The sequence below is a fragment of the Alcaligenes sp. 13f genome (genome assembly GCF_020496585.1).
Taxonomy (GTDB): domain Bacteria; phylum Pseudomonadota; class Gammaproteobacteria; order Burkholderiales; family Burkholderiaceae_B; genus Alcaligenes; species Alcaligenes phenolicus.
In genome coordinates, this window is record NZ_JAHKKC010000001.1 from 38,553 (window position 1) to 52,948 (window position 14,396).

At 52.5% G+C, this 14,396-nt stretch carries 10 protein-coding genes; 9 read left to right on the plus strand and 1 reads right to left on the minus strand.

Translation table 11 applies throughout. The annotated features are described in order from the left end of the window. Positions 1–130 precede the first annotated feature (130 nt). The 7 genes from KOE80_RS00190 (at position 131) to KOE80_RS00220 (ending at position 11,015) form a co-directional block, all read left to right on the plus strand. The gene (locus KOE80_RS00190; RefSeq protein WP_226348039.1) at positions 131–796 is read left to right on the plus strand and encodes a hypothetical protein; all 666 of its coding nucleotides are present in this window, start codon (positions 131–133) and stop codon (positions 794–796) included. Positions 797–1,329: 533 nt separating this feature from the next. Then, entirely contained in the window at positions 1,330–4,257 is a 2,928-nt protein-coding gene (locus KOE80_RS00195) for a DEAD/DEAH box helicase (protein WP_226348040.1), read from the plus strand. Positions 4,258–4,897: 640 nt separating this feature from the next. Beyond that, entirely contained in the window at positions 4,898–6,073 is a 1,176-nt protein-coding gene (locus tag KOE80_RS00200) for a DUF4236 domain-containing protein (protein WP_226348041.1), read from the plus strand. A gap of 463 nt (positions 6,074–6,536) precedes the next feature. Further along, positions 6,537–7,583 (plus strand): porin, encoded by a 1,047-nt coding sequence (locus tag KOE80_RS00205; protein ID WP_413228912.1) that lies wholly within the window; start codon positions 6,537–6,539, stop codon positions 7,581–7,583. 192 nt (positions 7,584–7,775) lie between these two features. After that, entirely contained in the window at positions 7,776–9,305 is a 1,530-nt protein-coding gene (locus KOE80_RS00210) for an aldehyde dehydrogenase family protein (RefSeq protein WP_226348042.1), read from the plus strand. 22 nt (positions 9,306–9,327) lie between these two features. Further along, the gene (locus KOE80_RS00215; RefSeq protein ID WP_226348043.1) at positions 9,328–10,233 is read left to right on the plus strand and encodes a transporter; all 906 of its coding nucleotides are present in this window, start codon (positions 9,328–9,330) and stop codon (positions 10,231–10,233) included. Between the two features lie 44 nt (positions 10,234–10,277). Next, positions 10,278–11,015: an SDR family NAD(P)-dependent oxidoreductase gene (locus KOE80_RS00220; RefSeq protein ID WP_226348044.1), complete on the plus strand. Its 738-nt coding sequence runs from the start codon at positions 10,278–10,280 to the stop codon at positions 11,013–11,015. 14 nt (positions 11,016–11,029) lie between these two features. Here KOE80_RS00220 and KOE80_RS00225 read toward each other — a convergent pair whose 3' ends face one another. Next, positions 11,030–12,028 (minus strand): AraC family transcriptional regulator, encoded by a 999-nt coding sequence (locus KOE80_RS00225; protein ID WP_226348045.1) that lies wholly within the window; start codon positions 12,026–12,028, stop codon positions 11,030–11,032. A 230-nt stretch (positions 12,029–12,258) separates the two neighbouring features. Between KOE80_RS00225 and KOE80_RS00230 the strand changes: the two genes are divergently transcribed. Continuing rightward, on the plus strand, positions 12,259–12,957 hold the full coding sequence (locus KOE80_RS00230) for a TetR/AcrR family transcriptional regulator (RefSeq protein WP_086069486.1): 699 nt from the start codon (positions 12,259–12,261) through the stop codon (positions 12,955–12,957). A 145-nt stretch (positions 12,958–13,102) separates the two neighbouring features. Next, positions 13,103–14,368, plus strand: coding sequence for an alpha/beta hydrolase (locus KOE80_RS00235; protein WP_226348046.1), 1,266 nt, complete (start codon positions 13,103–13,105; stop codon positions 14,366–14,368). Positions 14,369–14,396 lie beyond the last annotated feature (28 nt).

Sequence of the window (14,396 nt, forward strand, 5' to 3'; positions counted from 1 at the left end):
TAATCAGATAAGAGAATTTATCACCAGCTTAAACGCGCCCTTCGTGTAAGGCCGCTCTGATAAGCGTCGCCCACGTAAGGAGGGCGATTCAAAATTCATATTAAAAGCTAGACTTTTGCTAGGAGTACCTGTGGCGCTTATTGCAGAAGATATCAAACTCGGTCTCGATGGCCGTTGGAGTCTGGAGGAATTATCAGATGCCACCCGAAATTATGTACAGCTTTATGGATTTGCCTACTCACTAATACCTGACCTTCCGCAGCCACACCATAGAGAAGTTGACTACATTTATGGAAAGTTTCCATGGCGGGGAGGATATAGCACTGTTAACTTTTTCAACCAACTCTTTCATCAAACTCCGCCGAGACTTCGTCCTGAGGTCAAGCGTATCCAATACGCGTCACCAGGCTTCATCGAACTGACACTACTACTTGCCGCAGCGACCACTGTGGCAGGAATAGTTAAAGCAGTATGTTCATCTATAAACAGAGCGAACGAAACCTATCGCAGCATTCAAAAAGGGGCCATCGAACACAAACTGGCAAAGATCAATTTGGCGAATCAAGAACTAGAACTGAAAAAGCGCCAGATAGATTTCTGCAAATCTTCATCTGAAGAGATGGTTAAGATTCTTGGCCTTTCTAAGGTGGAGGATGTACAGCTAGAACGGCGCGTACAAGGGAATCCCGTTATGAAGCTAAAAATACTACTTTCAGTATTTCGCAGGGCTGAACCCCTCGCAGAACAGCAAAACAATAGAAAACTAAAAGTCCATGGAGAAGAGGACAGACAATAAGAAATACCAAATTTGATTAGACTTAAATCATTCCACAAGAATTGTTTTCCAGAAGCAGCCAAGCAGTCTGCCAGCTATCCCTAGCCGATTATCACCACGAAGGAAACACATGAGGCCAGACCACATCCCCCCCCGGCAGTATCTTAAAAGCAATAAGCCACGACGATGCGGGCTGGGGCGACGAGTCAAGACTACTTACTTGCCCTGTGTGCAGTTTTGACTACACACACGTCGCCCCCCCTTACATAAAGGACGGAGCAGACAACTACAAAGCAGGCTGGAATGGGCGCGGCGATCTCGCTGTCGTCCCGTTGTGGAGCGAATGCGGCTCGAAGTGGCAAGTGTGCATAGGATTTCACAAAGGGCAAAGCGCGATATTCACTCGAATACTTGAGTCTTGCAAAGACAAGAAATAGAAGAGAAGGCCGAGTTTTTTAACGTGATCTGTAGATTGTGTTTCAGCATAGACAATTACCGACCACACCGTTCAGTCATTAACTATAAAAATTTTAGGCACCTGAGAGGAGGCGGCAGTGTATTTTCAAGATAACGCATCGCGTCTAATCATCCGCGAAGGGACTGCACCCAACTCAGGGCTGAGGCGCGGGCAGGTTGGCGCATTGCATGCGCTGGCGGCCCACTTTATTGAGCGCCATGAACCCGCTATTGTTTCGCTACCTACTGGATACGGAAAAACAGCAGTTCTCACCGCCGCATGCTTCCTCTTACAGGCGCGACGTGTATTAATAGTCACTCCAACAGCCCCGCTGAGAAGCCAAGCGGTGAAGGCTTTTCAAGGTCTTGAAACTTTACGTCGACTCACGGCACTACCTACCGAGGCCGATTTAGCCGGACCGCAAGTAGCGATTATTGAGCAGCGGATTAGTGCACCTGAGGAGTGGCAAGCGCTTGAGCAATTCGACGTCGTTGTCTGCACACCGCACTCTGCGAGTCCTGAGATAGAGGGCGTGCCAGCACCACCAGAAGGACTGTTCGACTTAGTTCTTGTCGATGAGGGCCACCACTCGCCCGCACGGACATGGGCGGCATTTATTCGTGCGACACCAAGCGCCCGTCACGTGCTCTTGAGTGCAACGCCGTTTCGCCGAGATCGCAGACAGTTGCCAGGGCGTCTTATCTTCTATTACTCGCTGCGTCGAGCCGTAGAGGAAAACGCTTTTGGCAAGGTTGACTTTCACCCTGTGATGATTGATGAAGATGCACTCCCCGAACAGCGGGACGTGGCATTGGTGGCAACAGCAGTGGACGTATTCAGGCGAGACGCCAATGCTGGCCTGCAACACAGACTTTTCGCAAGGACTGACCGTGTTGTCGATGCCGAACGACTTGCAGGTATGTACGTCGCTGCAGGCCTGAGAGTGGAAGCCGTTTCTAGTCGAAAGACTCGACAGCAAATTGGAGATATCGAGAGCCGTCTCATTGCTGGCGACCTTGACGGGGTGGTCTGCGTGGACATGTTCGGCGAAGGCTACGATTTTCCGAAATTCAAAATTGCCGTACTGCATAGCGCTCACAAATCTTTGGTTCCAACGCTGCAATTCATAGGCCGCTTTGCAAGAACGAATGACGAGAATACCGGCGCGGCTACATTCTTGGCGATACCACGAGAAATAGATGCAGAGAGCACGGAACTCTATAGAGAGGGAGTCGACTGGGATGTGCTACTTGCGGATGTCGCAGAGGCTCGTCAGGGTTTGGCAATTCGCGAACGCGAGGCCCTCCAATCGTTCGCGCAGGCAGGCCACCCATCCGCAGACTACGAGGCCGTGAACCCTGGGGCATTCCGCTTGGGACAGCATATCGCTGCGTTCAGGGTCGATCAAGCCCCTGACTTTGATACAGCCCCAGAGACGCTTAAATCTTTGCAGGTTACGAATGCATGGCGTAGTGACGATGAAACGACTTACCTGCTTCTAGCCAAATCCGTTCGATCACCCATCTGGTACCGCGACGAACAACTGGTCGATGCTGCGCACGAATGCTTTCTTCTAAAGTATTTCCCAGCTTCGCAGCTTCTGTTCATTACGGCGACTGAACGCTCCGCGCGCTACTATGCAGAACTTCTTGAGGTGTTCTTTGGTGGTAAAGCAAGGCCGTTAGCCTTTGAGCAGATTCGAAAAGTCCTGAATGGAATGACGGACCAAGAGTTCTACAGCGTTGGAATTCGGAGCACATCACCCACGGCTACCACCGAGTCTTACCGTATCGTTGCGGGCAGTAATGCTGACAGAGGCGTTCGCGATACGGATGCCGCGAATTTTTCGCAAGGCCATTTCATGGGGCGGGGGCAGGTCAATGGCGAAACCGAGGTGATTGGTGCAAGCGCGGGCGGCCGGGTTTGGTCGAACGGTAAACTTTCTATTCCCGACATCATTGACTGGATGGAAGCGTTACACGGGCGGATTACAGCAGCTCAGGTCAATATCGGTCGATCGGGCCTTGACCTACTAGCCTATGGTGAAACACTCCAGAGAATTCCTGCATCCACGTTTATGACAGATTGGTCCAAAAACGCGTACAAGGACAATCCCGCTGTACTCATAGGAGATGGTGCCGAAGCTATTAGGACGTGTATCTTAGATTTGGATGTGAGCGATATTGTTGTCAATGAAGACGGCTCTTCGCTAACTTTCCGCATAGGAAATGGTCACCATTATCAGCAGGTGCGTTATCGCTTACACCGTAGCCCCCAGTTTTCGTTGATCGTCGCTGAGCCTTCCATGTACGTAGCTGCTGCAGAAGGACAATGGGAATCCATTGAGGAGTGGTTTGAGGAAAACGGTCTTACATTCTTCACGAAAGAGTTGGATTCGTTCACTCGAAGTACGCTCAATCGGCGTCGTGCAAGCGCAGGCATACGACCGGAGAGTCTGATTCCTCACGGCTGGGGTAACTGTGAGATGCGGGTAGAGTTTGACTTGGCAAATCCTGAACGTATGACAGTGCAGAGATTTCTACAAGACTACTTACTCGGGCTCCCGGATATCAACTTCATCATTTATGATCACCGGTCCGGTGAAGCAGCGGACTTCATTGTGGTACGTACCATGCCCGCCAATCGTTTGTCGGTGTCGCTCTACCATTGCAAGGGTGCTGGTGGACCTGTGTCCGGGGAGCGTGTTGAGGATGTTTACGAACTCGCAGGCCAAGCCGTAAAGTCGGGTAGATTCCAACGCAAGGACGATCTGATACGCCACATTGAACGGCGAACACTTATACGTGCTGGGCGTGGCCATTCGCCGTTTTTGGCCGGCACAAGGGACGCAGCGATTGCCCTCGTACGAGAGTGCGACCCTATAGCTATTCAGCTTGTAGTGTATGCTGTTCAGCCAGGACTATCGGCTGGAAGGTTAGTGGAAAACGTCAGGGCAATAATGGCTGCTGCTAATGACAGCTTGACGTCGCAAGGAGTGGAGTTGCGCTGGCTAATTAGTGCATAGAGAACGCATCACACCAAGCAGCCCATATCAAACTCGATCATGGTAGATCAATGTCAGTAGCTTCATGTCGTGCAGACGATAGATAACTGTACTGTACCGAAATTTAGGTACAGCACAGGTACAGTGACCAGTTTTCACCAACTCAGTTAATATACGCTAACCTACTGATTTGAAACTGGTTTTACCTATTTCAACCTACGCTAGAATTCGCCCCATTTCCCTGTAGAAACACTGTAAATCACCGACTCAAAATCCCCCGCCGTAAGGCGTGCCGGTTCTATTCCGACCCTGGTACCACTCAAAAATCCCCCTAAAGTTCAAATAGTTGGAAGATACCGTAGTGTCAGTCCCTGTTCAGGGAATCAACTCAGCACTTAAATAGATACAGAATCGGTACAGCGATGCTTACCTTTGTCTGCGATTGTCTCCGTCTCGTACCCTTATCTCTGCTTCTGCTTCTGCTTCTGCTTCTGCTTCTGCTTCTGCTTATTCAGTGACTATGCCAGGTAGTTAGCCACCTCTAGCTTTGAGTTAACCTCAGCACAGTGTTATATATCCCCATCAGGTTTCTCTGCATTCCAAAACCTCATTTTTGGAAGTTCATAAGCTTTTAAAACTATTAAAAAGCGTGGAGGGAGTTGTGGCTGTACGTTTTCGACGATCGATTAAGTTGGCTCCAGGCATACGCATGAATTTGAGTGGTTCGGGCACTAGCTGGACCTTGGGGCCGCGGGGCTCAACGGTGAATGTTGGTAAGCGTGGGGCACATCTCAATACCAGTTTTTTGGGATTTTCCGCTCGTCATACCCTATATAAGGCTGCTCCTGCCCCTAAGTCGCGCCAATCTGCTCAGCAAACACAAACTTTCTCTTTGGTGTGTGGGGTCACAGAGCAAGGAATGTTGAGTTTCCATGATCAGGCCGGAGAACCTGTTTCCGAGTCGGTTGTTGAACTCGCCAAGAAGCAGAATCGCCAGGCTATCCAACGCTTAATCCAGCGTAAATGCGATGAAATAAATAGTGAATGTGAAGCGGTGGCTAATATTCATCTAGACACTCCTGCGCCTCATATTGCACCTAGGTATGTTCCAGAGCGTTTTCTTCGTTCTGAGCCCTTGCTGCCTACTTTGCTAAGTGCAAAATGGTGGGAAAAGTTTTTCCCCAAACGTTTGGAAAAATTGAATCAGCTCAATCAGCAGATAGCCAGCGAGCATCAACGTTTATTGGCTGCATGGAAAAGTGATCAGACTCAACATGCTTATGAGCAAGAGCAGCGGCGTAAGCTGCTTGAAGAGGATATCTATCAAGATACGGCAGCGATGGAGCAATGGCTGGAAGCTAACCTCCAAGACATCGCTTGGCCTCGGGAGACGTTGATATCGTTGGACATTGCGGAGCAGGGAGCGCATGTTCACTTGGATATCGATTTGCCGGAGATTGAGGATATGCCCTCAAAGATTGCAGCGGTTCCGGCAAGGGGCTTGAAACTGTCTGTGAAGGATCTACCAACAGTTCAGGTACGTAAGCGTTATATGGCCCATGTTCATGGCGTAGGCTTCCGGATTATTGGGGAAACCTTTGCCGCTCTCCCTGTCGTTCAGGGCATCACTCTATCGGGGTTTTCTCAACGTCATGATCCGGCAACAGGGCAGTTGCGTGATGATTATTTGTACTCCGTGAAGGTGAGTCGGGAGGCATGGTCAGAGATCAATTTTGAGATGTTGCCCATGATTGATGTGGTGGAGGCACTGGCTCAGTTTGACCTTCGGCGCAATATGAGTAAGACGGGTGTTTTTAAACCTATTGAGCCCTTTTGATGGATAAATTTTTTTTAATCTTGAAGGACTGAGGTTATGCGTACTTTAAAAGGAGCCTGGGAGTGGCTCCTTGATGGCTTCATCTGGGTTAGTTGATTTTTATGCTTCTGATGCCTGGTAAGTTGAGCCAAATATTCTCAATATTTACGTCTCTAAACCGATGCTTATTGAGCTTTTTCAACCACCTAAAAAGCCCCGTCGGCAACACATGCCTAGATTAAGAAAAACGGTAGTGCCCAAAAAAGCACGCCTGCTTCGCGATGTACCTTCCTGAATAACCGTTATCACCCGCATCTTCCCAAACCACTTGTAAGTGACAGTAAAAATTAAAAACCCCTAGAAAAACTGGGGTTGTTCGCTTTGCCTGCTTGTACTGCCGAAGTGGATGACACCCAGTCAGGGCTCCCCCTTAGAAAAAGGGAAGGGGGATCACCACAATACTGAAAACGATAACGGAGACACAATGGTTCTAAAGATGCCGATATTGGCAGGCGGGCTGCTGGCCGCTTTGCTGGGAATAGGGTCAACTGCCCACGCGCAATCCAATGTACAGCTGTACGGTCTGGTTGATGCCTGGGCAGGTATACATAAGCCTGTAGGAGGCAATAAGCGGGAAGGGACGGTAGGCGGGGGAGGGATGACAACCTCTTACTGGGGCTTGAAAGGCCAGGAGGAGTTGTCCAACGGTGTTCGCGCCGTGTTTGCCATGGAAGGGTTCTTCCGGCCAGAGACAGGTCAGGCGGGTCGGTTCAATGGCGATCCCATGTTCTCTCGTAGTGCTTATGTGGGTTTGCAAAGTGATGATGCAGGCACTTTGACGCTGGGGCGGCTGACTACGCCTTATTTCGTCTCCACCATTTTGTTTAACCCATTTGGCGATTCCTACACTTTCTCCCCGTCGGTGTTTCACACTTATCTGGGGATGGAAGGCCAAGGTGTGCTGGGCGATTCGGGCTGGAGCAATGCGGTCAAGTACACCACGCCAGACTTCAATGGACTGACGGCAAACTTGATCTATGGGTTCAGTAACGAGCCTAACAAGTCTGGCTCCAATAAATGGGGTGGCAATGCGCTGTATTTCAATGGTGCTTTCTCTGCGACATTGGCCTATCAGCAGATCAAGTTCGACAATCAGGCGGATGATCTGGAAAACATTATTGTGGGCTTTCGTCATCAGCGAGCAAGCCAGTTAGGCATGGCTTATGACTTTGATTTTGCCAAGGTTTTTGCTCAGTTTCAGTACGTGAAGAACACCATTACTAGTGGCGACATCACGATGAAGGGCGGGCAGTTTGGTGTGTCTGTCCCCATGGGCGGCGGCAAGGTGCTGGCTTCGTATGGTCATACTCGTAGCAGCGGGGCGAGTGACGTCAAGCGCAACAGTTGGGCCTTGGGTTACGACTATGACCTTTCCAAGCGCACGGATGTTTATGCCGCGTATTACAGCGACAAACTGACTGGTTTGTCGCGAGGCGATACGTTTGGTGTGGGTATACGCACACGCTTCTAAACGGTTCACTGTAGTAGAAGGCAAGCAGACGACATGCCCGTAGACGTGTCGTCTGCTTTTTTTTTGCTTAATCTGGCAAAAATCCGCCACCCCTGGCCGCAGGATGGTAGAGCCATTGCCCGGTAGGCGTCTAACTTGTAGTCAGGCTCGCAGACAAGACGAGCGAATGATTGACTACAAGGAGACGTTTTGATGACCAATCCCAATCCATCCCGCGACTCGAGCAATGCGGGTTTTCTTCCTGAGTATGGCCATTTCATTGATGGCACCTGGGTAGCTGGTGACAGCGGCAAAACCATACCGTTAGGCAACCCGGCTACAGGGGAAACTCTGGCGCATATTGCTGCAGGTAATGCCGCTGATGCCAAGCGGGCGGTTGATGCGGCTGCCCGTGCTTTCCCATCCTGGTCTCGTACACCGCCTGCGGCACGTCAGGAGATTCTTTACGAGATCACCCGTCGCTTGAAGGCGCGGGCACACCATTTCGCGCTGATGGATACGTTGAACAACGGCAAGCCGATCAGTGAATCTACGCATTTCGACATGCCCATGGCGATCGAGCAGTTTGCGATTTTCTCCGGCACGCCCTGGCAGTTGCACGGGGAAGCGGTACATCACACTTCCTCCCTGGGTACAGACTCTATCGGCATCATCCATCGCGAGCCCTTAGGCGTGGTGGTGCAGATCATTCCCTGGAATGTGCCCATGATCATGCTGGCCACCAAGATCGCTCCTGCCTTGGCGGCTGGCAACACGGTGGTGCTTAAACCTTCTGAAATCGTGTGTTTGTCGGTGCTGGAGTTTGCCAGGGAGATGGCTGATCTGCTGCCTCCCGGTGTGCTCAATATCGTGACGGGCTACGGCCCTGATTTGGGCGAGACGCTGGTGACCGATCCTCGTGTGCGCAAGGTTGGCTTTACGGGTTCCCGCCCTACGGCCAGAAAGCTGATGCAGTATGCCTCGACCAATATCATTCCGCAGACGATGGAACTGGGTGGCAAGTCCGCAAATATTGTTTGTGAGGATGCAGACCTGGATGCCGCGGCAGAAGGTGCTGCGATGTCCACCATTCTGAACAAAGGGGAGGTGTGCCTGGCAGGTTCGCGTTTGTTCGTGCATGAGAAGGTTCGCGATGAGTTTCTTGAAAAGCTTCAGCGGATTCTTGCCGGTATTCGCATTGGAGACCCGCAGTCGCCTGACACCCAACTGGGGCCGCAGGCGTCTCAAATGCAAATGGACAAGATCATGGGCTACTTGCAGGAAGGTCCACGTGAAGGCGCTTCGGTTTTATGTGGTGGTGGCCGCGCTCATGTACCGGGCTTCGAGAAGGGCTTGTTTGTGCAGCCCACCGTGTTTACAGACGTGAAGAACACCATGAAGATCGCGCAGGAAGAAATCTTTGGGCCCGTGACCAGCGTGTTGACCTGGAAAGATGATGACGAGGTCATGCGCCTGGCCAATGCCTCGATTTATGGTCTGGGTGGTGGGGTCTGGACCTCCAATCTGGCACGGGCGCACCGCATGGCGTGCGAGCTGGAAACCGGCACGGTCTGGGTGAACCGCTACTACAACTTCTTGGGCGGCATGCCGATCGGTGGCTATAAGCAAAGTGGCTTTGGGCGGGAATTTGCGCATGAGGTGCTGAACCATTACACGCTGACCAAGAGTGTGATTGTGGATCTTCAGCCCGGTGCTTTGGGGATTTTTGGGGCGCAGCGCTAGCCGTGGCGCAAAGGAGATTCCCATGTCTTTATTCCTGGGTCGGTCTGCAGCGACCAGTGTGACTGCCTTGCTGCTTGCTTTGAATAGCCCCCTGGTAGGGGCTACCGAAGGTGGCGGTTCGGTTTATCCCTTTGGAGCCGAGAACTTTTTGACGGGTGTATTGCCGCCGCCCGGTTTTTACAGCCTGTTCTACGGGCAGGTGTATTCGGCGAACAAGGTGCGTGGCAATGAGGGGCAAGATGCGTCACCACCGGACTTCAGCCTCAAGGCCAATGCGTTGGTTAGCCGCTTTGTCTGGGTCACGCCTCAGAAGGCTCTGGGTGGTGATGTATTGCTCAGTGCCATTGTTCCTTTGGTGAACCTGCATGTTTCCGCTGCGGGTAGAAGCCAGACCAGAACGGGGCTGGGTGACATTACTTTGTCGTCTGGCATTGGTTGGCACTTTAGCGAGCGTTTTCATGTCATTGGGGCGCTGGATGTCTTTGCACCCACCGGGGGCTACAGCAAAAGCAATCTCGCCAATATCGGACGTAATTACTGGTCTTACGGGCCAGTAGTGGCAGCTAGCTGGGTGGATCCTAAAGGCTTGAATGCAGACGTCAAAGTTGGTTATTTGTTCAATCAAAAAAACCGCAGCACCGCTTATACGTCCGGCAATGAACTATATGCGGACTATTCATTGGGATGGTCGGTTTCGCCTGAGTGGGCTCTGGGTGTCGGTGGCTACGCCACCGTTCAGACAAGCGATGACAAGCAGGGCGGGCAGACGATCAGTGGCAGCCGTCATCGGGCGTTTGCTGTGGGACCCAGCATCAAGTACGCCAGCAGCAAGGGCTGGTTCGTGACGGCAAAGTGGCAACAGGAAATGGCGGTTCGCAATGGGCCTCAGGGACACGCTTTCTGGATTCGGGCAGCGTTCCCGCTCTAAGCGATCCAGGCTGTATTTCCATTATTTAAATGAAAGGAGACATCATGAATAACACCTATGAAGGACGTGTAGCGGTAGTGACGGGCGCTGGGCGAGGTATTGGACGCGAGGTGGCTGTTCGCTTGGCGGAGCGAGGTGCGCAACTGGTTTTGATTGATCTTGAAACCCCAACGGAAACTCAAGCCATGATCGGTGGTGATCCGCTGGTTTTGACGGGGGACGTTAGTGATCCCAAGGCTTGGGCGAGTTTTGCGCAGGCTGTTGACCAGCGATATGGCCGGGCGGACATTGTGGTGAACAATGCCGGTATCTATCCCTTTGCGACCTTTGATGAGCTGGATTTTGAGCTCTGGTCACGTACCTTGCGTGTGAACCTGGATTCGCATTTTCATTCGGCCAAGGCGTTTGTGCCTTTGATGCGCAAGAACCAGTGGGGGCGGTTTGTGAATTTTTCCTCGAACTCGATTGGTACTCCGCTGGCGGGTCTAAGCCACTACATGGCGGCCAAGATGGGAGTGATCGGTTTTGTGCGAGGTTTGTCGAATGAATTGGCGGAAGACGGCATTACCGTTAACGCGATTTTGCCGGCGTTGACACAAACTCCCGGCACCCGAGGTCTGCCAGAAGAAATGGCCCGCAGCGTGTGGCAGCAACAGGCGATCAAGCGTTTTGCGACACCTGAAGATATCGTCGGCCCTATTCTCTTTTTGACTAGCGATGATGGTGCTTTTGTGACGGGGCAGGCTCTGGCCGTAGATGGCGGGATGTACAAGATTTCTTAAATCCGTCTCTTGTACTACACAGTCCCATCGTGAGCCCGTGCGCGGGTTTGCGATGGGCTTTCTGCGTAACGGCGCCGGTATTGTTGATTAAAAGAGCTCAGGTGGCTGAAACCATGTTGCAGAGCCAGGGCTGCAATGGATTGGGTAGAGCTGGCGGTGTTGAGCAGCTCTTCGTGGACTTTCTGTAGACGTAGTTCGTTCAGGTGCTGCATGGGCGTAGTTTGTCGAAACTGCTGGAAAGCGCGTGAAAGCGAGCGAATACTGCAATTGGCCTCGTCCGCAATTTGGGCCAGGGTTAAGGCCTGCTCAAAATGGGCTTCCATGAAGTCGATCGCCAGGCGTAGTTGTTTTGGGGTGATGTTGGTGATGGGCGAGCGCAAGGCATCGGTGTAGTTATGCGCCTGTATGTCCAGCAGTGTCAGCGTCAGCATTTCCTCTATGCTGGGCGCCAGTGATGTGCGCAAGGCAATATCGCTGTCATTCAAAGTGCTCACCACAAAGTCGAGCAACATCAACCAGCGCCGTAGTGCCTCTGGGTCCGTCATTTGAGTGTTGAATCGCAAGGCTTGCTGGCCTTGGCGTTGCATCAGACGCCAGCACACGGCAGACACACGCCGAGAATCCAACTGGACCTTAAGAACCTCTCCAGCAGGGGTGTAGTGAAAGCGTGGCTGATCGGCCGCAACACTTAAGGCGGTTGTTCCCGGCCCGCCGCCATATCGTGTGTGGTGTGTCGCCAGTTCGGTGTGGCCTTTCATCGTTGTCGTGATCAAGAGGCAAGAGTCCAGATCTTCCGGCTCGATCTCGATGTCGCGCCCAAACGTCAAGGTGGATAGCGTGACGGCACCCGATACGGCACTGTGCAGCACGATGGGGGACCTTGTGTCGGTCGTGGCGTGGCGAACTCGATAAGAACAATACCGCCGTGAAATGGCTGCCTGGGCTGCAGGAAGGTCCTGGACGTAGAGTTCAAGAAAGCGCTCGTTGAGCCGGAGCGAAGGGGAGATGGGCATGTTTGAGCCTACCCTAAGAAGAACACCGGGGTTTGACGAAATTATGAATTCATTGACAATAGTGTCAATAAATGGAAACCCGATGTCTTCAGCACGCAGCGACGTGAACCCTGAGTTCTTTGGGCATCCCCCGGAGCTACTGTGGTGTTGCCAAGTCCCCATCCTGCGCAGCGACCAGTAATAATACAGATCGTGTACTGACCTTAAGCATAAAAACGATGAAAAAAATCATGGCGAAGTCTCGCCCGACACGCAGTGATATTCAGCGCCAGGCCATTTTGGATGCGGCCTCTTTGTTGTTCATTGAAAAGGGCTTTGGAGGCACGAATTTCAATGATATTGCTGATGCAGTTGGCATGACCCGAACGGCGCTGTATTACTACTTTCGCAGCAAGGAAGCGATGCTGGAGAGTTTGACGACAGCCGTCACCAAGCGGGCAGGGGACTTGATTGCAGAGGTCATTCAGCAAGAAGACCTTTCCCCGGACGAAGCCTTGCGGCAGCTGATTTTGCATCATGCCGGGCTGGTGCTTCAGCATCCCTTGCAGTTTCGAGTGGCAGAGCGCAGTGAAAGCAGCTTGCCGGAAGAACTACGCAAGGAGGCGCAAGCCTCGCGCCGTGCGGTGCGTAGAGGTTTTGTGGCGGTGATTGAACGCGGTATTGCAGAGGGAATGTTTAGGACAGTAGATGCGGATATCGCCGCGTTTTCCATAATTGGCATGTGTAACTGGTGCGCCTGGTGGTTTGATAGCCGGGCGGGCAAGCCCACAGAGCCTATTGCTGAACTGATTGCATCCTTTGGCCTGCGGATGTTGAGCCGTACTGATGCCGGCTCGGAGACTGCCAATAATAATCAGGAAATAGATCTGGCGATGGCACAGATGCGCGACGCCATGGAAAAACTGACGGATAGTCTGGAGCGCCGCTAAGTCCCACCAACTCTTGGGTTTTTGACAGTGCTGTCAGCGTATACAACTCAGTATTAACACCTAAGTCAAATTATTGACGTTGGTGTCGAATAAAAATAATATTGATCTAAATCAATGTTATGGGTTGTGCCCTGCACATAGCACTATGAACCGTCATTCCAACTCTACCGCTCAGCCTACCGCCGGTTTCTTGAATACCGACTGGAACCCCCGTGATGTCCCTGCGGGCACCATCACGAGAAATGTTGTGTTGCGCACGGCCGACCAAGCGGCCACGGGTGGCTCTTTATATGCTCCAGCGCAAGGGGCCGATACGGTGGTTTGCATCATGCATCCCCGTGAATTCATGGCCTGTCACTATCTGATTCCCGATATCGTCGGCGCAGGCTACGCTGCCTGGTCGCAGTCGCCACGCTCGGTTGGCAACGATTTGCGGCTGGAGCACGAGTTCGCTTTGCATGATGTAGCAGCTGGCCTTCAGTATCTGCGTTCAGCGGGTTTCAAACGCATCATCTTGTTGGGGAATTCGGGCGGCGCGGGCTTGTATGCCCTGTATGCTCAGCAATCGGCCTTGCCTGCAGAGCAGCGCATTGCGCGCACGCCAGCCGGGCGGCCCACGAACTTGGCAGATCTGGATATGCCTGCAGTAGACGGGTTGGTGCTGATAGGCCCGCATCCCGGTCAAGGGATGCTATTGCTCAACTGCATTGACCCTAGCGTGCGGGATGAGAGCGATCCCCTGTCTATTGATCCTATGCTGGACCCCTTGTCTCCCGAGAATGGATATGCAGAAAAAGGCCAGGCCAGCTATAGCGCTCAGTTTATTGAACGCTATCGCGCCGCACAGCGTGACCGTGTCGCTCGTATTGATCACCACGCCCGTGAACTGATCGCGCGTCGTCAACAAGCACGTCAGCGTGTCAAGGAGGCGGGGGCAAAGGCCAGTCAGGAAGATCGTCGTCTGGCCGCGCATACCCCCATTATCAATGTGTGGCGCACGGACGCCGACTTACGCTGCTTCGATTTGTCGCAAGACAGTTCGGATCGAAAGCCGGGGTCCTTGTGGGGGGCGAATCCGTATGCGTCGAATTACGGGGCGGTTGGCTTTGCTCGCCAGTGCACCCCGGAGAGCTGGCTGTCTACCTGGTCCGCCTTGTCGTCCAACGCTTCTTTGCTCAAGACGGCTCCCGATATTTCAGCCCCTGTTCTAGTGATTGAATACACCGGGGATCAGGCCTGTTTCCCCAGCGATGTGCAAGGCATTGTGGCGGCCTTAGGGGCGTCCGATAAGCAGCATTTACGGGTTCGAGGTGATCACCATGGCAGAGCGTTGACAGAGGCCGAAGAACCGGGGCGCTTGGAGGCGGGACGCTTGCTGGCGCAATGGTTGCTTGAACACTTTCCACGTTAGCACCTCATTAGCAGTTTCCTGATAGCGC